General features: G+C 61.2%; 18 protein-coding genes. 8 read left to right on the top strand and 10 right to left on the bottom strand.

Translation table 11 applies throughout. From position 1 onward, the window contains the following. The first annotated feature begins 558 nt into the window (after positions 1–558). The 3 genes from ACIQT2_RS21150 to ACIQT2_RS21160 are packed head-to-tail and all read left to right on the top strand — an operon-like array spanning position 559 to position 3,652. On the top strand, positions 559–1,815 hold the full coding sequence (locus ACIQT2_RS21150; protein WP_402950486.1) for an ABC transporter substrate-binding protein: 1,257 nt from the start codon (positions 559–561) through the stop codon (positions 1,813–1,815). Positions 1,816–1,862: 47 nt separating this feature from the next. After that, positions 1,863–2,795 carry a carbohydrate ABC transporter permease gene (locus tag ACIQT2_RS21155; RefSeq protein WP_402950489.1) on the top strand — a complete coding sequence of 311 codons (933 nt, stop codon included), beginning with the start codon at positions 1,863–1,865 and terminating at the stop codon, positions 2,793–2,795. Further along, positions 2,792–3,652: a carbohydrate ABC transporter permease gene (locus ACIQT2_RS21160; protein ID WP_402950492.1), complete on the top strand. Its 861-nt coding sequence runs from the start codon at positions 2,792–2,794 to the stop codon at positions 3,650–3,652. The genes ACIQT2_RS21155 and ACIQT2_RS21160 overlap by 4 nt, the downstream gene beginning before the upstream one ends. A gap of 327 nt (positions 3,653–3,979) precedes the next feature. Here the strand turns inward: ACIQT2_RS21160 and ACIQT2_RS21165 are convergent, their stop codons facing one another. The 9 genes from ACIQT2_RS21165 to ACIQT2_RS21205 all read right to left on the bottom strand — a co-directional run bounded on the left by ACIQT2_RS21165 (position 3,980) and on the right by ACIQT2_RS21205 (position 12,331). Beyond that, complete coding sequence (locus tag ACIQT2_RS21165) at positions 3,980–4,432, bottom strand: VOC family protein (protein WP_402950495.1); 453 nt, start codon at positions 4,430–4,432, stop codon at positions 3,980–3,982. A 142-nt stretch (positions 4,433–4,574) separates the two neighbouring features. Beyond that, positions 4,575–5,324, bottom strand: a complete 750-nt coding sequence (locus ACIQT2_RS21170) for an SDR family NAD(P)-dependent oxidoreductase (protein ID WP_402950497.1) — start codon at positions 5,322–5,324, stop codon at positions 4,575–4,577. 103 nt (positions 5,325–5,427) lie between these two features. Further along, on the bottom strand, positions 5,428–6,447 hold the full coding sequence (locus ACIQT2_RS21175) for a Gfo/Idh/MocA family protein (RefSeq protein WP_402950500.1): 1,020 nt from the start codon (positions 6,445–6,447) through the stop codon (positions 5,428–5,430). Positions 6,448–6,586: 139 nt separating this feature from the next. Further along, complete coding sequence (locus ACIQT2_RS21180; RefSeq protein WP_402950503.1) at positions 6,587–7,777, bottom strand: CynX/NimT family MFS transporter; 1,191 nt, start codon at positions 7,775–7,777, stop codon at positions 6,587–6,589. Positions 7,778–7,897: 120 nt separating this feature from the next. Continuing rightward, positions 7,898–8,890: a Gfo/Idh/MocA family protein gene (locus tag ACIQT2_RS21185; RefSeq protein WP_402950506.1), complete on the bottom strand. Its 993-nt coding sequence runs from the start codon at positions 8,888–8,890 to the stop codon at positions 7,898–7,900. Continuing rightward, a complete protein-coding gene (locus ACIQT2_RS21190) occupies positions 8,887–9,789 on the bottom strand; it encodes a sugar phosphate isomerase/epimerase family protein (protein WP_402950508.1) in 903 nt (300 codons plus the stop codon). Before ACIQT2_RS21190 ends, ACIQT2_RS21185 begins: the two co-directional genes overlap by 4 nt. A gap of 4 nt (positions 9,790–9,793) precedes the next feature. Then, positions 9,794–10,360 carry a VOC family protein gene (locus ACIQT2_RS21195; RefSeq protein WP_402950509.1) on the bottom strand — a complete coding sequence of 189 codons (567 nt, stop codon included), beginning with the start codon at positions 10,358–10,360 and terminating at the stop codon, positions 9,794–9,796. After that, entirely contained in the window at positions 10,357–11,352 is a 996-nt protein-coding gene (locus ACIQT2_RS21200; RefSeq protein ID WP_402950512.1) for a LacI family DNA-binding transcriptional regulator, read from the bottom strand. The genes ACIQT2_RS21195 and ACIQT2_RS21200 overlap by 4 nt, the downstream gene beginning before the upstream one ends. After that, the gene (locus ACIQT2_RS21205; RefSeq protein WP_402950515.1) at positions 11,345–12,331 is read right to left on the bottom strand and encodes a Gfo/Idh/MocA family protein; all 987 of its coding nucleotides are present in this window, start codon (positions 12,329–12,331) and stop codon (positions 11,345–11,347) included. The genes ACIQT2_RS21200 and ACIQT2_RS21205 overlap by 8 nt, the downstream gene beginning before the upstream one ends. Before the next feature lie 148 nt (positions 12,332–12,479). On the opposite strand from ACIQT2_RS21205, the gene ACIQT2_RS21210 reads away from it, so the two are divergent. From ACIQT2_RS21210 to ACIQT2_RS21230, 5 genes are all read left to right on the top strand, one after another. Beyond that, positions 12,480–13,127: a bifunctional 4-hydroxy-2-oxoglutarate aldolase/2-dehydro-3-deoxy-phosphogluconate aldolase gene (locus tag ACIQT2_RS21210; RefSeq protein ID WP_402950518.1), complete on the top strand. Its 648-nt coding sequence runs from the start codon at positions 12,480–12,482 to the stop codon at positions 13,125–13,127. Next, a complete protein-coding gene (locus tag ACIQT2_RS21215) occupies positions 13,127–13,669 on the top strand; it encodes an AAA family ATPase (RefSeq protein ID WP_402950520.1) in 543 nt (180 codons plus the stop codon). The genes ACIQT2_RS21210 and ACIQT2_RS21215 overlap by 1 nt, the downstream gene beginning before the upstream one ends. Positions 13,670–14,058: 389 nt before the next feature. Continuing rightward, on the top strand, positions 14,059–15,471 hold the full coding sequence (locus ACIQT2_RS21220; RefSeq protein WP_402950522.1) for an MFS transporter: 1,413 nt from the start codon (positions 14,059–14,061) through the stop codon (positions 15,469–15,471). A gap of 186 nt (positions 15,472–15,657) precedes the next feature. Beyond that, a complete protein-coding gene (locus ACIQT2_RS21225; RefSeq protein ID WP_402950566.1) occupies positions 15,658–16,470 on the top strand; it encodes a sugar phosphate isomerase/epimerase family protein in 813 nt (270 codons plus the stop codon). Between the two features lie 151 nt (positions 16,471–16,621). Then, positions 16,622–17,413 carry an SDR family NAD(P)-dependent oxidoreductase gene (locus tag ACIQT2_RS21230; protein ID WP_402950525.1) on the top strand — a complete coding sequence of 264 codons (792 nt, stop codon included), beginning with the start codon at positions 16,622–16,624 and terminating at the stop codon, positions 17,411–17,413. A gap of 1,107 nt (positions 17,414–18,520) precedes the next feature. Here the strand turns inward: ACIQT2_RS21230 and ACIQT2_RS21235 are convergent. Beyond that, positions 18,521–19,198, bottom strand: a complete 678-nt coding sequence (locus ACIQT2_RS21235; protein WP_402950527.1) for a FadR/GntR family transcriptional regulator — start codon at positions 19,196–19,198, stop codon at positions 18,521–18,523. Positions 19,199–19,653 lie beyond the last annotated feature (455 nt).

Raw genomic sequence — 19,653 nt, forward strand, 5'->3', positions numbered from 1 at the left:
AAATGAGCTCAGACTCAGCCTGATCGAGACCCGCCCCCGCAACCGCTTCGCACGACTCACCGGCCACCGACAGGCACCGACATCATCGCAGGCTGGAACTCCAGGACGGCCACTGCCCACCGAACCGGCCTCGACATGCCGTTGCAATGTTTCGGAAGCTGATCGTCAGCGCAGCAAGGACCCAGCCCGTTGCTTGAACTGGGGCCATTGTCGGCAATTCAGCACGGGGAAGAGAACACTTACAGCCTCAGAATCGACAGTAGCCGGAAGCCAGCAGCTCGATGTTGCACTTCAAACCTCCGGAACCACGTAGATCGCGTGCGCCGGCCTTTCGAAATCCGTATCAAATGATTCCTTGACAGAGTCTTTCTTCGGCCCTAAGTTTATTGCAACCGATCTCAGCAACCGATCTCAATACTGATTTCGTAAATGCAACCGATCTCAACGGCGAGACTCGACGGTCATCCGGCTACTTCTGCCTTCGGTGGCTCACATCAAGTAGTCGTCGTTTGAGCCCGGTTCACTCTCGCATCAGCAATCCAGTCCAGGAGAAGATTCATGATCAAAAAGCGATGGGGCTTGGCGCTCGTCACAGCTGTCCTAGCCGGCCTTGCCCTCAGCGGCTGCTCCCCCTCGGCTTCGGAACCCACAGGACCCGTGACGCTCAATTACTGGGACTTCCTCGATCCCAGCCAAAACAACCCGCGTTCCAAGGCCCTGAAGGAGAACGTCGCCAAATTCGAGGCGGCCAATCCAGACATCAAGATCAACCTTTCCGTTGTTTCACTTGGCGATATGTTGAACAGGCTGCCGCAAGCCGCAGCCGCTGGCCAGGCTCCTGACGTCTTCAAGATGTACACGCCAGTCGTTCCACAGATGGCATCGGCCGGCGTCTACTCCCCGCTGCCTGAGGCAGCCTCCAAGGTCACTGACTGGCTCCGGCCAACCGACACTCTCGTCGGCCCTGATGGCAAACAGGTCGCCGTGCCCTACGAATACCGGACCTGCTCCCTCTACTACAACCAGAAGATCCTCTCCCAGATCGGCGCAACGGTTCCCACCACCTACGATCAAGTCGTCGACGTCGCACGCAAAGCGGCCGCGGCAGGATTCACCGGCTTCGGCACCGGATTCTCGGACACCGACAACTCAGCGATCATCAGCACCTTCTTTAACTGCTTCATGTCACAGGTCGATCAGGAAATCTGGAACAAGGACGGGCAGGCAGACTTTGCGACATCCAAGGGCGATGAGTTCGGCAACTTCCTTGCAAAGCTCAGGGACGCCAAAGCCCTGGGTAGCAACGTTGTTTCGGACACATACGGCACCGTAGCTGACGGCATGGCAAGCGGCACCGTCGCGATGGCAATCATGGGCACGGAACGAGCAGTTTCGTATGCCTCTCAGAACCCCGACCTCAAGTGGACCGCCTTGCCGAAGGCAAGCACCGGCAACACCACCGGCACCACTATTGGATGGACCCTCGGGATAGGCAATGGCAGCAAACACACTGAGGCCGCCTGGAAGTTCATCGAATACATGACCGGCCCGGAAGCCGGCGCTTTGATGGCAACAGGAGGCGAGGTACCCACGCGAGCCGCTACCTACCAGCAACCCTTCTTCTCCTCCCCCGAAGCAAAAACCGTCAACGACATTGCCGCCTACGTTAAGAGCAACAGTGAACCGCGCACATACTCCACTACATGGACGGCGCTTGCCACCGGCCTCTCCCAAGCCGGGCAAAAACTAACCTTGAACGGTTCATCGGGCAACGACTTTATCCGTTCCGCACAGGACGCAGCCAACAAGAAGTAGCCGTCGGGGAGCCTGGGAGACCAGGCTCCCCCCGGAAGGAACAGATAATGTCAACAAAAAGCCCCGCACTCATCTCACGCCAGACCGTCGCTTCCCGGCAAGGCACGGTAACATTTCGTCGGGCCCGCAGGGACCGAATGGTCTGGCTCTACGTCGTCCCCGTCAGCGCCGTCTTCCTCTTCGTGTTTGTCGGACCGCTCATCTATACGGCATGGACGGCTCTGCACGAGACTTCCTACTACCAGATCGGCAAATTCTCAGGCCTCAATTCCTTTGTCCGTCTGTTCTCAGACTCCGATCTGCCCAGCCGCATCTGGACCACCTTGGTCTTCTCCCTCGGCGCCTTGGTCATCGCCTTGCCAGCGGGACTTCTCTCCGCGATCGTGCTGAACAACCTCCGCCGATTCAAGCGCTCCGTCCGCAGCCTCTTCCTCCTGCCCTGGCTGATGTCACAGGCCACAGCAGGAACAATCTGGCTGTGGTTCCTCAACCCCAACTACGGTCCAGCCTCTGCGATCACCAAATCCCTGGGCCTCGGTCCCACCGATGTCTTCTCCTCACCAACCAGCGCCCTTGTTGCTGTGACACTGATGACGGCGTGGTGGTCCTACCCGCAAGCCATGCTCCTCTTCCTGGGCGCCCTACAGACGATTCCAGAGGAGCTGCGTGAAAGCCTCAAGGTCGACGGCGGAGGGATCTGGCATGGATTCGTGAACATCACACTCCCCTACCTGCGCAACACCATCGTCTCCGTCGTAGTCGTCCTCCTGATGCTCTACGTCCAGATGGTCACGATCATCCTGGTCACCACACGAGGAGGTCCCATCGGTTCCACAGAAACGCTGTCCATGCGTGTCTATAACCAGATGTTCGACAAGTTCGATCTCTCCGGAGCCTCGGCAACAGCGATCCTGCTTTTTGCCGTCAACATCGTCCTGACCCTTGTCGCCATCCGCTTCCGACGGAAGGAAAGCCTGTGAGCATCACAACCCCGCGCCGCCAGCGTCGAGTCGGCAATGTCATACGGGCGGTTCCGGCCTGCGCTTACATCATCCTCTCCGCCGCGGTCGTGCTCCCGCCCGTCGCCTGGATCGTGTCCACCTCGCTGAAAACCGCCTCGGACACCCTCGAGTTCCCGCCACGATGGATACCGGACCCGATCTCTTCCGAGGGCTTCGTTGGCCTGCTGACCTCCACCAACATCCGCTTCTTCGCCAACTCCCTCATCTATGCCGGCGGCTCCATCGTCCTCGCCTTGGCCATTTGCATCCCGGCCGCCTACGTCGCCACCCGATACCGGAGCAGGCGGATGGAAGCACTGATGACCGGAATACTGGTGCTCTCCATGGTCCCCGCGATCGTGGTCTTCATCGCGCTGTACTCCATGTTCGTCAAGACCGCTCTCATCAACACCTACCCGATGCTGATCGTCGTCTACACCGCCATCATTTGTGGACAGACAATCCTGTTCCTGCGCAACTTCATCGAGAACATCCCCGTAGAGATTGAAGAAGCAGCGGCCATCGATGGATGCTCCCGGATCCAGATCCTGTGGCGGATCATCCTCCCCCTCATCCGTCCCGGAATCGCTGCGGTAGCGATCTTCATCTTCGTGTTCGTTTGGAACGACTTCCTTGTGGGCACCGTTCTCGCAACTACCGAAGACATGAAGACCGTCCAGAATGGCATCGTCCGTTACATCACCACTGGCTTCGGCAGTTTCTGGGGGCTCTTCGCGGCATTCATCGTCGTCGCTTTCGTCCCGGTTCTGTCGATCTTCCTTGCGTTCCAGCGCTGGTTTGTTGCCGGCATGACATCCGGCGGGGTGAAGGGGTAGCCGAAGCAGCCGTTCAGACGCTCCGTCGGGCAACCCAGTAAGCAGGCCCCGTGACCGTTTCCAACGGTCACGGGGCTGCAGCGTTGCTGCTGATGTCTCGTGAAGGTATTCAAAGGATGGGCTGGGTTCCGAGTAACCCCTGCAGGTCCCTTGGATAACCAGGGACTCCGGCCTCCGAGGGGTCCCTTCCCCCTTTTGCAAAGGAACGAGGAACCTGGCGTCCGTTCCAGCTGTGAACGCAGAAAGGGTGGGCAGAAGATAATCTGCCCACCCACGCGCCTTCGAGGCGACCCTGCGTGCCGAGTGTGTAACTCCGAAGCCCGGGACTTACGAGTCCGAGGCCGGGCGCCACTCTGGCGGCTGAATGAGCTCCACGCGATTTCCGTCAGGATCGAGGAGGTAGACCAGCCACCCGCCTGCGATGGGACCAGAGGTCGGGGCTACGGGTTCAGACACCGCACTGTAACCGAGCGCCGTCATCCTGGTGTATACCTCTCGCACGTCAATATCTGTAAAGGCAAGGTGCGCCGTGCCCGGTTGCGCCTCGGATGGATCGACGGCCGGCAGCAACGGCTCGGCGTGGGCGAGCTCCAGCCGAAAGGAACCATCGCTGGTGGCGAGCAGCATGGCTCGGACCTCAACGCCGGGACGGCCGTAGAGTTCGCTGACGTAGGGTCCCGACGTCCATGCATCCAAGCGTGTTAGTCCGAGCCCATCCACATAGAATCGCTCGCTTCGTTCCATGTCCGTAACGTGTAGGGCAGTGTGGTGGTGTCGCATCAAGTGTCTCCTTGGTAAATCCTGGACGCGTTTCTGATTGCCGAAATAACTGTCAGCATGAGCGCAGCCTTAAACGGTTGATGTTGAGTGAGGTGAGGGCTCGGTGGCCCGGGCGGGCCCACCAGGAGCCCTGTGGGGTAGTTCAGGTTCCGATTCCCAGGTGCGCGCCTCCGGCCACGTCGAGAGATACTCCCGTGATGTAGCGGTTGTCGGGGTCAGAAAGGAACAGGATGGCCCGGGCAACTTCATCGGGTTCGGCGAACCGGCGCATGGGCAGTTGTGCTTCCCTCTTCGCCCGGTTGGCTGCTGCATCCGGGCCGGAGTCTCGGGCAAACTGCGCCCACATGGGCGTGTTCACCGGCCCATGTGCGATCGCGTTCACGGAGATGCCGTTGGGTCCGAGCAGTTCGGCAAACGACCACATGATGTGGAGGACGGCGAGCTTGCTTGCGTTGTAGGGCAGGTAGTTGAGTCGTGATTCTTTGGCCGCCACTGATGACAGGACCACGATGGCGCCGGCCGTGCCGGTCTCAAGCATGGATTTTGCGGTCTCCCTGACCATGGTGAAGGTCGCGGTTGCGTTAATCCTGAGGATGGAGTCGAACTCTTCGGTGGTTGTTTCCATGATGTCCGGGGTGGGACCGAGCACTCCGGCCGCGTGCACGAGAACATCGACGCGGCCGTGCTTGGCTTGAACGTCCTGTATTACCCCGGCGCATTGTTGCTCCGAAGTGATGTCGAGGGTATAAAACGACTCCAGAGACTGGTCTTCCTTGGGGCAACGGTCGGCTCCGATGACGACGGCTCCAGCGGCAATGAGTGCCGTGACGGCGGCGTCACCGATTCCTCCGCTTGATCCGGTTACCAGAACCACCTGGTCTTGGAGGCTCATCGGTTCTCTCCCCTGTGGGCATGGCTTGGCTGCAGGGCGTGCGTTAAGCGTTTCATGTTCGTTTCCTTACTCGATACTGCTCGGTCCAGACGGTCGTCGTTTGTCAGGGGTTTCGGTGGGGATCACGGGCTGGCACCTCCGGAGTGCCCGAAGCCGCCGCTGTCCGGACTGCATCGGCCCGGATTGCATCGGCGCTTTCCGTGGCGCGGAGTGCCTGCGCGAAGGTAACGGCAGGCTTGTGGCCCGCGCAGAACCTCAGAGCCGCTTCTGCCTGACGGAGGAAGAGATCGGAGGGCTCAAAGTCCTGTTCGTGTTGTCCGCCGTCACGGTCCCACCTGCGAAGGGAGTCGTTTGACAGCACCATCCGGCCCTTCGCGGCCAGAACATCGATGGTGAGGCTCCAATCCCCTTGGTTAAGCCCTTGGGGTTCACGCCAGGGAGACCAGTAGCTCTGCAAAGTGAACACCGCGCCAGAGGGGAATTCGAGGGTGGCAAGAACGTGTTCCGGCACGGGAGACCCGTACAGGCTGCTGTTGGCCCTGGTGGCCGAGACGTGTGGTTCGCCGTCGAGCCACGAAGAGACCAGTTCGATGGCATGAATACCATTCACCACCGCTACTCCGCCCTCTTTCGGATCAGCACGCCATGAGTCGATGGTCCGCTTATGGGCGACCGAACGCACGTTTACGACGATCACGTCGTTGATGTGCACCCACTGGGAAAGAATTTCGACGGCGGGATGTTGGTGGAGCGTGTACCCCACCATAAGTCGGTCGTGCACTCCCGAAGCAACGGCCATGATGGCAGCACCTTCGGTATCTGCCGCCACCGGCTTTTCGGTCAGCACCCGAAGCCCCCTGTCCAACAGATCGGCGCAAATGGGCGGTTGCAAAGTGGTGGGCAACGCGACGACGACCAGGTCCAGTTGATCAGCAGGAAGCTCCTGGACGCCGGGGACCACCTGGGCTGCCAGTTCCTGGGCCAAGGGGATCGCCCGTTCGTCTTGATCCACGAGGTGGGTGACGTTGGCGCCGGCCTTGGCGAATGCCCTGGCATGTCGGGATCCTGCCCATCCGGCGGCTCCGACCACAGCCACGCGCAGGGGCCGTTCCGACGTCGTCATGACGCGTGCCCAGCGAAGATCAGGGCGAGGGTGCAGGGGGTGCTGGTGCTCATGAGTCTCTCCTTTGAGTTAGCTCGACAAGTCGATGAGATTGGGTGCGGAAATCCGCGGCATCGTACTCTGGTGTCGTTTCAGGGCATTAGGGGCCGTGTGTCTTCAGTGCTTGCCGGCGGACCGGCCTGTGATCTTCCAGCACGCGTGCCGTGTTGACCATGATGGCCCCGGTCACGAGCACCATGAGCCAGGCACCGAGCATGGCGAACGAGGGCAGCCAGCCGTCCCCTGGGTGGTGCAGGAGCGCGAACAGGAATGGTCCGGTGCTTGCCAGGGCGTAGCCGGTGCCCTGGGCAAACGCGGATAGGCTGCCTGATCCGGACTGGGTTCGGGTTCGCTTATTGATCATGGCGAACGCAAAGGAATAGGCACCTTGGCCGAGCCCGGCAATGATGACCCAGAGCGCTGCCGAAGCTGGTGGAGCGAAGATGATGCCCCCGTAACCGATGGCGAAGGCGGCGACAAACAGGATGGCCACTGGCAGCGGGCGGGACATTCTTTGAACCACCAAGGGCACGACCAGAGCGAACGGTATAGCAAGGATTGAATAGACCGCCAGCATGGATCCGGCAGTTTCCTGTCTCATTCCTCTATCGACGAGGACAGCCGGGAGCCACGTCAGCGCTGCGAAGGTATTGCTGGAAAACCCGGCGAAGATCAAAGCCATGCCCCAACCGATGGATGTTTTCCACGGCTTGACAGCCTTGGCCCGGGACGGCGGCCCTTCCTTGGCGGGAGAAGTCGTGGAGCGGGCACCCGCTCGTTTCACGGCGAGGAGGGTCAGCCATGGGATTGCCGCGACCGCGCTGAGTGCAGCCCAAATACCGATGGAGAACCGCCAGCCATAAAGAGTGCCCAGGGGAACGGCCAATTGGGCGGCAACTGCCGTGCTGACGCCCAGGAGGGTGACATGGCACGCCGCTACAATCCCGATCCTGTCGGGGAAATATTTCAACAAGAGAGGCGGAGCGACGACATTGACCAGGCCTATCCCGAGCATGGCGATAGTGGTGAATGCCAAAAATGCCATGATGTTCGGCGCCCCTGCGCGGCCGAGCTGACCCAATGTTGTTAGCAGGAGCGCTACCAGCAGGAGGTGTTCGAGCTGGATGAGCCGCAGGAGCGGCAACGCGAGGAAACCCATCATTGCGAAGCTGGCGGTCGGCAGCATCCCAAGTATTCCTGTGGTCAGGGCGTCAAGGGGAAGGTCCGTGCCTATGTGACTCAGGAGCGGGGACGCCGCCGAGACCGCCTCTCGCGCGCTGAAGGCGACCAAAAGGATTCCTGCTAGCGCAGTAAGACGTCCGCGAAGCGGCCGCTTCCCCGCTCCCGCTTCTACCGGATTCTTGTGCGGGCGAAAGAGAGCGATGCCGGCACCTCCTGCGTCCGTCGGGATTCAGCTTGCGTTGACTGCGTGGCTTGCCCATGCGCGCCCGTTTTGCTCCTTTGTGGGCAGACCAGCCGCGGCGAGGATCTGGTCCAGCAGGCGCTGGGTGCGGACAGCTTCGCGGCCTGACGTAAGTGGCTGGGCCCTGTCGGCCACGCGGTCCAGGAAATGGTGGACGGCGGCTGAGAATCCGAGGGTGTCTGTCGCAGTAGCCCAGCCGTAGGCTTCGGCGCTCAGTTCCCGTGAGGTGGTGACGCCGTTGATGGTGGTGGAAACCGTCTCGGGTGCCCTGACTTCGACGGTCTTCCCGTTACCGTAGGCGTCCAGTTTCTCGTTCCATGCTCCCGCGGTGCGGGCTGCCATGAGGACGCCGGTGTTCCCGGTGCTGAAGCGGATGGTGGCTGCGAGTCCGTCTTCTTCCCACGGATCCTCACCAGCGGCATGGGCGGCCACGTGCTCTGGTTCCCCGCCGCAGTACCAGCGGAGCAGATCGACCATGTGGATGGCGTTCTCGAACGTTGCACGGTACTCAGACCCGGGCCGGTTCTTCTGGGCGACGCAGAACGTTGCGCCGTTATCGCCGAAAGCGTCGCGGCCGGCCGTGTAGACGGGCGCATAGCGGCGGTTAAAGTCGACCATCAGGATGCGACCCCGCGTGTCGGCGAGATCGGCCAGGCGTTCTGCCTCATCGGTGGCCGGAGCCAATGGCTTCTCGCAGAACACGTCCACGTCGCGGCTGAGGCACAGCTGGACGGCGTGCGCGTGCTCGGAACGCGGGGTCAGCACGAAGACGGCATCCAGTTCCTGCGCGGCCAGCATTTCCTCAACGGTCTTGTACGCAGCGTTGAATCCCCAGCGCCGGACCAGGCTGCTTGGATCTTCCCGTCGGGATACCAAGGCTGCCAACTCGACGTCGTCCCGCTGCACGAGGGTGGGCAGTTGCGCAATGGTGGCGATGTTGCCGGCGCCGATAACTCCGACGCGGAGGCGGTTGGTGTTCATCGGGCATTCCTTACTTCGGCCAAATCAGTGAGCATTGAGCGCAAGACGGCAGCGGATTCGCGGAAGCCGTCCTCAGGCGCGGGGAGGTCTTGGGGGTGCCAACGGTATTCGAGTTCGATGCTCAGCAAGTCGTCGTAGCCATGCTGCTGCAGGGCAGCGAGAATGCCCGACCAGGGAACGACGCCGTTTCCGACAACTCGGGATCGGACCGCACGTTCGGAAGCGTTGACCCGGGCTGTCTCGGTGGCGCGGAAAGAAGCGTTGGGATCGGTGAAGATGAGGTCTTTGACGTGGACGTGGCCGATCAGGTCGCCTTGGATGGCGAAGGCTTGTTCGTAGTTTTCGTCGTGTGTGAAGGTCAGGTTGGCCTGGTCATAGAGGACGCGGACGGCCGGGTGGGCAATTTCGCGGACCAGGGCGGCGGTGTCGGCTGCGGTCTGGGTCATGGTGCCGAAGTGGTTTTCCACGCACAGGGTAACACCGGCCTGGGCTGCTTCGGGCGCGAGTGTCTCCAAGGCTTTACGAAGTTTCGCCCAACGCTCTGCGTGGTCGGTGTCCCCGGGGTGCCAGGAGCCGGCGTAGACACGGACCCGGTCAGCACCGAGTAGGTGGGCGGTGTCGATTGCGCCGCGGAATTCATCAACGGCTGCGCGCCATTCTGCGTCGTCCAGTGAGTTGATGGCGGTGGTGTACGGGGTGAGGCCCACGATGGGGATTCCTGTGTTTTCTGCCGCTTTCAGGGCCTCCATCGCGGCACGGCGGTCGCCTAAAGGCAATCCGGATTTGTAGTCATTCTGGTAGATGACTTCGGCCGCATCGAGCCCTGCGGCTCGGAATAGTTCAAGTGCTTGGGGAACCGTGTGGTCCGGGGTGCCTAATGTGTGACCGGCAAGCCGCATTTGTTTATGTCCTATCTGGTGTGTTTGGAGGTGCTGACCAGTCCGCAGGACCGACCAACCGGGGAGGAGCTGCGACGCGGGATCGATCCACGATTTCCATCAGCAAACCCCAAGGGGTGATGAAGTAGGTCCAGCGGTTGCCGGCTACTCGTGGGCTGTCGCCAGCGACTTCCTTGCGTTCACCGAGGACGCGTACTCCAGGCGTTTCCTTTAGTACGGCGATGGCGTCGTCGACGTCGTCCACGACGAAGCACAAGTGGTGGCCGCCGGCATCGCAGTGCCGTGGCGGCGTTTCGCGCCGCTCAGCGCTGCTCCATTCGAAAAGTTCGATGTTGAGGTTCGGGGGCAGTCGAAGCATGGCAAGTGTGAGCTTCGCATCTGCCGGGACGTCGAAGTTCGTTGGCATGAATTCGTCGTCTGGTCCGCGCTCGGAGCGGTACAGCTCTTCGGCGCCGAGGACGTCGACGAAGAAGCGGACGCCCTCTTCAAGGTTTGGTACCGTCAGGCCGACGTGGTCTGTGTGTCGGAGCCCGGGCAAACGTCGAAGGGTCGAGTCCTGTCCCCCGCTCACTTGCGCGGTCCTGAGGTGGAGCCGCGGACCAGGAGCTCAGGTTCGAGAACGATATGGTCCACAGAACCGTCGATGTTCTGCTTTTCAGCCAGTTCGATGGCCAGGTGTCCCATGTCGGCGATCGGCTGGCGAATCGTGGTCAGCGGGGGGTTGAACCGGGCACCCAGCGCGAGTCCATCGAACCCAATGACGGAGACGTCGTCCGGCACGCGCACACCGCGCTGGCCAAGCGCCGACATCACTGCGAAAGCCACCATGTCGTTGGCTGCGATGATGGCCGTTGGAGGATGTTCCATTTCCAGGAAATGCTCGGCGGCACGCGTGCCCGCATCGAGGTCCGAGCCGCTGTCCAGGACCAGGGGTGTGTCGCCATGCTGGGCCGTGAGTTCGAGGTAGGCGTCCATCCGGTCTTGGGCGGTGTGTGTACCTGCGATGCCGGATACGTAGCCGATGGACGTGTGGCCCAGGCCGTGCAGGTGTTCAAGGGCGAGCAGGATTCCTTGGCGGCTGTCTACCGTGACTGTAGGGACGGAATCGTCGCCCTCGACTCTGTCTATAACTACGACCTTGTGTCCGAAGTCGAAGCGTTTAAGGGCTTCGGTGTCTACCTTCGTTGAGGGTGCCACGATCCCGAAGGGCGCGTACATGGCTTGCATGGCGGTGAAATATCCGTCCGTCTTGGCCGGGTCCCCGTTGGTGACGCAGAGCATCAGCTGGTAGCCGCGCTCGTCAGCTGCCTGGGTCATCGCTTTGGCAAGTTCGGCAAAGAACGGATTCGTGATGTCCGGGACGATCAGGGGAATGATGTTGCTGGTTTTTCGACGAAGCGCCTGGGCCAGTGGACTCATGGTGTAGCCGAGCCCCTCTGCGACCCGGAGGATGTGCTCGCGTGTTTCACTCTTGACCGCCTCGGGGCGTGAAAACGCCCGCGAGACCGTTGACCGATGGACCCCGGCAGCTTTCGCGACGACGTCGATACTCAAGTCAGGCATGTTCTTTTCCTCCGTGCTGGTCGTCATAGGCCCTCCAGATGGGGCGCATGACCTCTTCGAGCTGGGCCAGTGTAGTCAGGCCCCGGAATCCATCATCCAGCGTCCGGGCGACGTTCCGAACGAAGGGGTCGTAGAGCGGGTCGCTGTCGACGTTGAGCTTGTCGACTTCCGTGGTTCCGTCCAGTGCCGTGAAAGTGGCCGTGCCATCCGAATCCACCGTGGCGAATCCTGACTCACCCACCGAGGTGAAGCTGCAGTAGCGCTTCAGCGGCGACCCGGGGAAGGCGTAACCCACCTCAACGATGGCTTCACGCCCTTCCGGTGTCGTGATGATGAGGCTTGCATGATCCTCAACCGCCTGGTTGTGAAGGACCGATGAGAGCCGGGAGTTCACATGGGCTGCTGACTCACCGGTCCCCCGAAGGAACAGGTCGACAAAATGCGGGGCCAGGTTGGCCAGGCAACCCCCACCGGCTTTGACCGGGTCAAGCATCCACGGATTGGCGTTGTCCAGGTACCGGGACGGTGGGCCGGCAATGAACGAGGCTCGCTGGTACGTGGGCCGGCCCGCTTTGGCAAGCCATAGATCCGTGGGCCCGCCACGCTGGACCAGGGGCACCGTTGCCGGCACGCCGGCTGCCTCGGCTGCCTGCCGCACGGTGGAGAGCTCCTCGAGTGAAACGCCCACGGGCTTTTCGACGACGAACGGGATACCCCGCTCGATCAGGGCAAGACACTTTTCGGCCATTCCCTCATGGGGACCAAAAACATAGGCAAGTCCAACATCGGGAAGATCAACCAGCTTCCGCCAATCGGCGTCGACCGGCGCGCCCCAGATTTCGGCCAGCCGCTGCACCTGCACGCGGGATACGTCGTCGTCACCGACGCCTACCACGTCATGCTCTTCGGCCATGGCCTGCGCGCAGAGCGGAACATGCCAGTGGGAAGCGCCCAGAATGATTGTGCGTACGTGAGTCAACCGCAATACCCCCTTGTATGAGATCGGTTGCTGAGATCGGTTGCAATAACACTATGGATGGTGGGAGAGTTTGTCAACGACACCGTAAACACCAACCAGGCCGGATGCTTCGGGAAACCCCGCAGTGCCGGCCGGACAGAGGACAAACATGAACAAGAAACTTCGCACCCTGCAAACCATCGACGAGTCCGGGGCCGTCCTCATCGTGCGACTGGAGAGCGCAGAGCTTGCCGAGCGTGTTGCTGAAGCAGCCATCGAAGGAGGGTTCCGGGCGCTTGAGATTACTCTTTCCATTCCCGGTGCCGTTGACGTCATCCGCCGGCTCGCCGCCAAGCACGGGCCAGACGGCGTCGCCGTTGGCGCCGGAACCGCGCTGGATGAACACTCCGCCTACGAGTGCATCCGCGCCGGCGCCCAGTTCCTCGTCAGCCCCCAACTCAATTCCGCGATGATCCGCACCGCCAACCGGTACCAAGTACCAACCATCAGCGGCGCCTACACGCCAACCGAGCTCGTTGAGTCTGCCGAAGCCGGCGCCGACATCCTCAAGCTCTTTCCAACCGAGGCCGGCGGCGTAGCCTACGCAAAGTCCGTACTGGCTCCGCTTGCACATCTGCCGATCATGCCCGCCGGTGGTGTAACCCTGGAGAACGTTGGCGAATGGTTCGCCGCCGGCGTCGCGGGCGTCGGCGTTGGCAGCTACGTGACAAAGGCCTGGCAGCCCGACGGCGACTTCAACCGCGTCAGCGAAGCAGCCAGGGCGTTTCTCTCAGCCGTGGCAGAGGCGCGCAAGTAATGCCCCCGCGCGTCTTCATCGTTATCGGACCGGCAGGTTCAGGAAAAACAACCGTCGCGCAGCGAACCGCCCAAGAGCATGAGGCTGCATACCTGGACAAGGACCGGGTCACAGGCCGATTCATCGAATTCACACTCGCCGCCACCGGGCACGATCCCACCGACCGAGAGTCCAACGACTATTACCGCGAGAACCTGCTGCCCCTTGAGTACGAGACCCTCATGGACGTGGCGGGGATGAATCTGCGCCTGGGCCGGTCTGTAGTCCTTGACGCCCCGTTTGGAGCCTATTTCGGTGTACCGGACTACTTGACCCGCGCGGCAGAAGAATTCCAGTGGCCCTCGCCCGAGATCACGGTAGTACGGGTCCGGGTGCCTCAAGATGTTCTGCGCACACGGCTCATTCACCGCGGGCTGGAACGGGACCAGTGGAAGCTTGCGCACTGGGAAGAGTACTGGTCCGTATACGGCAGCCTGGAATGCGCCTGGTCCGGAGTGGATTATCAGGACTACAACAACGAGGCACCCTTCCCCACCCCCTGAGAGCTGACCTCCGGCACGGCTTCAGCCCTCACGAAATTGGGCCACAGGACCGCCTCGGCGCCTCGCAAAGGCCGCATGCCCCCCAAATCACGGCCCATTCTGAAAATCCGGCCTAGACCAGCCTGCTGACGTTGACAAGGATCACAGTTCATCCGTATCGTTGCTTGCAACCGATCTCAGCAACCGATCTCATAATGAATTTGGGAGGTTGGATAAGCTCCTTTCCGACTCCACGTCAGGCGGCGCCCTCAGCGTTGGTCCGACTGCAGGTCCTGGCAGTCGGTTACCCGCTCGCCGGCCTTCAAGGCCGGGCGTGACCCGCACACCGTTTCCTGGTGTGCGGACTATCCCTCCCCCGCAACACACCCTGAAAATATATGGAGAGTTCAATGAAGACCTCACAAGACGCCCTCCGCAGTCCGGGCCCTTCCGATCATCTCAAGGCGCCCGGCCGTAGACGCCACAACGTTGTCGCCGGTACGATCGGTCACTTCGTGGAGTGGTACGACTGGTACATCTACGGGCTTCTGGCAGCGGTGTTCTCATCACAGATTTTTCCAAGTGATTCCCCGTTCGCCTCGCTCATCGCAGCACTGCTCACCTATGCTGTCGGGTTTGTCGTACGCCCGCTCAGCGGCATCATCATCTCTCCACTGGCCGACCGTTTCGGCCGGAGGCTCATCCTGACGCTGTCCGTGTCCGGGATGGCGCTCGGCTCGCTGATCATCGGTCTGACGCCTTCCTTTGCGACCATCGGCTACGCTGCGCCCGTTCTCTTCCTGGTTGCACGCATCATCCAAGGCATCTCCGCCGGCAGCGAGGGCCAGAGCGCCATCGCGTTCATGGTCGAACACGCCCCAGCGAACCGGAGGGGCCTGTTCGGTTCCTTCACCAACATGGCGAGCGGACTTGCAACCCTCGCAGCGACCGGCGCCGCAGCCATGGTGACATCATCCTTCTCGACCACCGACCTCGCCGCCTGGGGATGGCGTATCCCCTTCGTCGTGGGAGGCATCCTTGGCATCGTCGGCCTCATCCTCAGGGCACGTGCAGAAGAGACCCCTGAGTTCGAGGCAGAGGCCATCACCGATCAGAAGTCCTCCGCGGCCCGCCTGATGGACCTGCTTCGCGAACACCCGAAAGCGCTGCTGCAGGCAGCAGCCCTCTCTGCCCCGGCCGTGGCCTACTACACCTGGGCGACTTTCCTCCCCACCTACGCCAAGCTGACGAGCGGCCGCGATCTGTCCTCCACCCTGGCCGGGAGCGTTATCGGACTTGCCCTGCTCGTGATCATCGTGCCGGCCTGCGGCGCCCTCTCCGATCGGCTTGGCCGCCGCAAGATCTTCCCGATCATCGGCGCTATCGGCATGATCGTTCTCTTCTACCCGCTGCTTCTGCTCCTGAACCAGCCTGGCTTCTGGGTATACGTTCTGGTCTCGGCGTCCGGGTGGGTCGTTCTCGGTATCTGGCAGTCGGTCTATCCCACCATCCAGGCCGAGCTGTTCCCCGCCTCCATCCGGGTATCTGGCATCGGCTTCGCGCACCAGATCGTCATTGCCGTCTTCGGTGGTACCGCACCGCTGATCGCCACCGCCTTCGTCGGAGCCGGACAGCCGATGCTGGTAGCGGTCTACATGATCGTCGTCGTCGCCCTCTGCCTGGTTGTCTACTTCACGCTGCCGGAGACCGGCAGTCGCGGTAACCGTCACACCGTGGCACTGGCTGACCCGGAGGTACTTGAGGGCGAGAACCTGCTTTCGAGCACTCCGTCGGCCGCGGATGAGGCCAAGCGTTCCCACTAGGCACACCGCGCCCGGACATCAGGCGTCCCGACAAGACATCTCCGGAACACGGACCTTACGTCCTGGTCGGACCGCCTTGGCCCGTGAGTGCAAATCCCGTAACGGAATCAACATTCACCGTGCACGGTGAAGCAAAGAACTTTTCCGACATTGGTGCAGAACCGAGAGGATCCCCAAGTGAACCAAATGATTATTAATACGTTTTCCTACCTATGGTCAGCCACAGCAATTGACGCGATCGCGGAGTTGGTCGAGAACGGGTACAAAACCTTCGAAGTTCCAGTCAGCTCTCCACATTGCTGGCCGGACGAAATCTCCGCCCCCGAACGCACCGCAATCCACGCCCGTCTCAATGAATACGGCGCCAACATCAGGTCACTGAACGCCGGCGGCTACGACATCAACCTGGCCAGTCCCGGCGCCAGTATGCGCCGAAAGAGCATCGAGCACATCACATCAGTGATCGACCTGGCCGAAGCCTGGGGTGTCTCCGAGGTCGTGATCTCCCCCGGCACCCGTCGCCCGATGATCTCACCAGCTCTCGACAAGGTCCACGGGTGGATGCACGAGAGCCTCGAAAGCCTCATTCCACTGGCCAAACAGGCCGGCACGCGGCTCCTCTTCGAAAACACCCCCTACTGCTTCACGCCCACCATCCATGACCTGGCAGGAGTCGTCAGTACGATCAACGACGACTCAGTCAAGATCGTGTACGACGTCGCGAACGCAGCCTACATCGGCGAGGATCCCGTCGAAGCCCTGCTCACTCATCACGAATCCATTGGGTTGGTACACATTTCCGATACGGGCACTGACACCTGGGGCCATGACCCCATCGGCACCGGAGTGATCGATTGGAACGGGCTCGGAAAAGCTGTCAAGGAAACGTGCGGGGTCAGCAACGTTGTTCTCGAGATCATCCGCGAGGAGAACCCCCTCCAGGAATTCAAGAAAGCCATGCACAACCTCAAAGATCAGGGCTGGGACCTGGCACACTAGCCCGGCCTCCCCGAACACGACCCTGCAGGCAAGACTATAGATAGTTCAGGTTGCCAATAGATTCATGCCAATGCACGAGGCATGTCCGGATCCTTCGGGATCCTTGCACCAGCAATTCCGCATGTGAACCACAGATAAAGGAGTATTTACGATGAGAGCTTTGGTTAGTGGCGGAAGTAGGGGCATCGGAGCAGCGACCTGCCTGAGAATCGCAGAGGCGGCTCTGGCCCGCGGCGTGCACCCGATGATCGCAGTGGCAGGAAGCGAGTCGGACGGCAACCAGGAGCAAGTCGTTCGTGCAATCCAGTCAATGGGCGGTACCGCTATCGCGTTGACGGGCACCATCGGTGACCCGGAGGTGCCAGGTAAGTTGGTCGACGCTGCCGTGGCCGAATTTGGCGGGTTGGACGCCCTCGTTGCAAACGCGGGGATCGCAAACCCTGGCGCCATCTGCGATGTGACCCTCGAAGACTGGGACGAGATGTTCTCCGTCAACCTTCGCGGCGCGTGGCTACTGGCTAAAGCCAGCCACCCGCACCTGAGGCAGAGCCGCGGCGCCGCCTGCTTCACCTCGTCCATGTCTGGTCAGGTACCTCATGCTGGATCAGGTGCTTACAGCCCCAGCAAAGCCGCGGTGACAATGCTGGCCCAAACACTCGCGCTGGAATGGGCACCAGAAGGAATCCGCGTCAACGTGGTCTCCCCCGGCATGACGCACACACCGATGACTGAGAAAATGTACGCCGATCCCCACATCAAAAAGGCAAGGGAAGACATCATCCCCTTGGCACGAATTGGAGATCCCATCGACATTGCAAACGTGATCGAGTTCCTCATCAGCCCCCTGGCGGGCTACGTGACCGGGCAAGACATCTGCGTCGACGGCGGCTTCACCAAGTCCATCCTCAGCCACATTCCCGGGCGACCCAGCTCTAAGTCCTGAACCCCGAGCCGCACAGGCTCCGCAACACTTGGCTGCACCGCCACACCGCGACACCGACACCCTGCATCGGCAGGACAAAGCAAGGGCGAATATCGACATGCCGTAAAGCACGGGCCGTTGGCACGGCCGTACCGGCGTCGAGGCCGACTCTCCGTTGCAGGTGTCGGTACCGATACCGGCACCTGCAACGCTAGTGAATCATTGACGCCTTAGGCATCTTGCGACACCCTGTCTGCCCGCTCAAACCGGCCCAGGGCAGTAGACCCGGACGGCAAGAAATTATCGGCTTTCTTTTGAAGACAACTACCTGCGCTACGCCCCCTGAGGGGCCCACCAGCCGCTGCGGCCTCCGTAACCTGCACGCTGCTGTAAAAAGGCTGCGTCGCCCTACATCGCCGAGCCGGTCTCCAATGAGGGCATCGCTTCAATCGATGCCGGCTCGGACGGCTTTTGCGGGACAATTCCCTTCGGAGCCATTGGCTGAAGAAGGGAGCAAAGAGCGCACCGGCAATGCCCCGTCGTCATTCCCAAACCTCAGCAAGGTGAAGACACTGTGTACATAGTCAAGAACATGTCGGATTCCAGGGAATGGACTGCCGGAGAATTCGCGGAACTTCTCCCAGAGCAGCAAGAATTAGTCCGACAGGAATTGGCATGTCTGTCCTGCGACGGCCCCGCCGTATTTCGCGCAGGATCGAAGCGCCGGCCGTCGTTCGCCGCCCGGCACCGGCATGGATGCCAGCTGGTTGCGCCATCGTGGAGTGCCATCAAGTATTTGGCGGCTTTGGGACCCGCCACCAGCCAAGCCGCCAGCACCTCTGGAACCTGACCTTCCAGATCACTAGTCGCTGTGGATGTCTGGTTTAGCATCCAGACCTTCCGTTATGAACGCCAGCAACGCCATCACAACAGCCACGATCCGATTGGCAAAAAGGCGGCCGAGGCGATGGAACTCACAAGGCTCATAACCTAATACAGCTCAGACGACCCTTGCCGCCGCGTCCGCCCTCGCCGCATACGCCTGACCCGGGAGCGAGACCAACCGGCGATCTTTGCCGTCAATTACTCTGGGCTGCCCTTGCACGGACAGTCTGTGGACCGTCCGGCCTAGGCGGACTGGCGGTCCAGGTCGGCGAGCCGCTGTACATCCAGCTTGGAATGGTCGATGTGGTCGCGCATGTACTTGCCGGCACGTTCGGCGTCGTGTTCAGCGATCGCCTCATAAATGCGCTGATGGTGAGGCAGCGCGAGTAATGGATCGGCGGGGGGTGCGAAAACGTGGCCACGGTAGTTACGCAGGCTGGGGATGAATGTGTCATAGAAGACGCTCAGGCCATTGTTGCGGCTTGCTTCCATGATGATGCCGTGAAAGTTCTCGTCTGCCGCTACTTTGGCTTCAACGTCGCCGGCCAGCAGGATCGCCTCGAAGCCCTCGACGCTTTCGCGAAGTCTGGCCAACTGTTCGTCAGTGATGCGCTCGGCGGCAAGTTCGGCAACGAATGGTTCGATGGCGGCCCGCATTTCGAGGAGTTCCGAGATCTCGAACTGATTGCCCCGGAACCAGTCCTGGAAGCGGATCCTGTCGGTCGCCGCTTTGTCGGTGACGAAAGCACCCAGCCCGTGTTTGATCTCAATGTGCCCTTCGGCCCGGAGAGCGGCCAAGGCTTCGCGGGCTGTCTGGCGGCTTACGCCATACTCCGTCACGATCTGGGACTCAGTCGGCATCTGCTGCCCCACGTCGAGTTCCAGTGCTCGATTTCGAAGCACCGGCAAGACCTCATCCACGATGCGTGGCCGACTTCGTTTCACCATGTTCTATCTCCGTCCCAACTGAATCATGATAGCGCCCCGACGGAACGGGACGTTTTCGCCCTTAAGCGAACGGAAGTACCCCGAAACCCCAGGTTAGCGGCTCCTCCGGTCCCCCGCCGTCGCTTTATTGCCAGCAAGCGACGATGGCATTCAGCGGATGCCCTGCTCCTGACTTGGGCATTACCGAGCCCTCCACTGCGGACCACCCGCCGAATTCTGAGGGCAGTGATGGAAGGGAACCCCTGGGTAGATTCTACGCTGGAAAATACAACTAAACGGACAACAGACAACCCGAGCAACTTTGTGGGTCAAGTCACTTGACGGACAACCGACAACCGACCTAACATTGTCTCGACAGCGCAACGAAATCGCGGCGCTGGACGCCTAGATCGAACGGCCTTTCCAGAGGCGGAACCCCTCCCACGACA

The organism is Paenarthrobacter sp. NPDC090522, assembly GCF_044769225.1.
Taxonomy (GTDB): Bacteria; Actinomycetota; Actinomycetes; order Actinomycetales; family Micrococcaceae; genus Arthrobacter.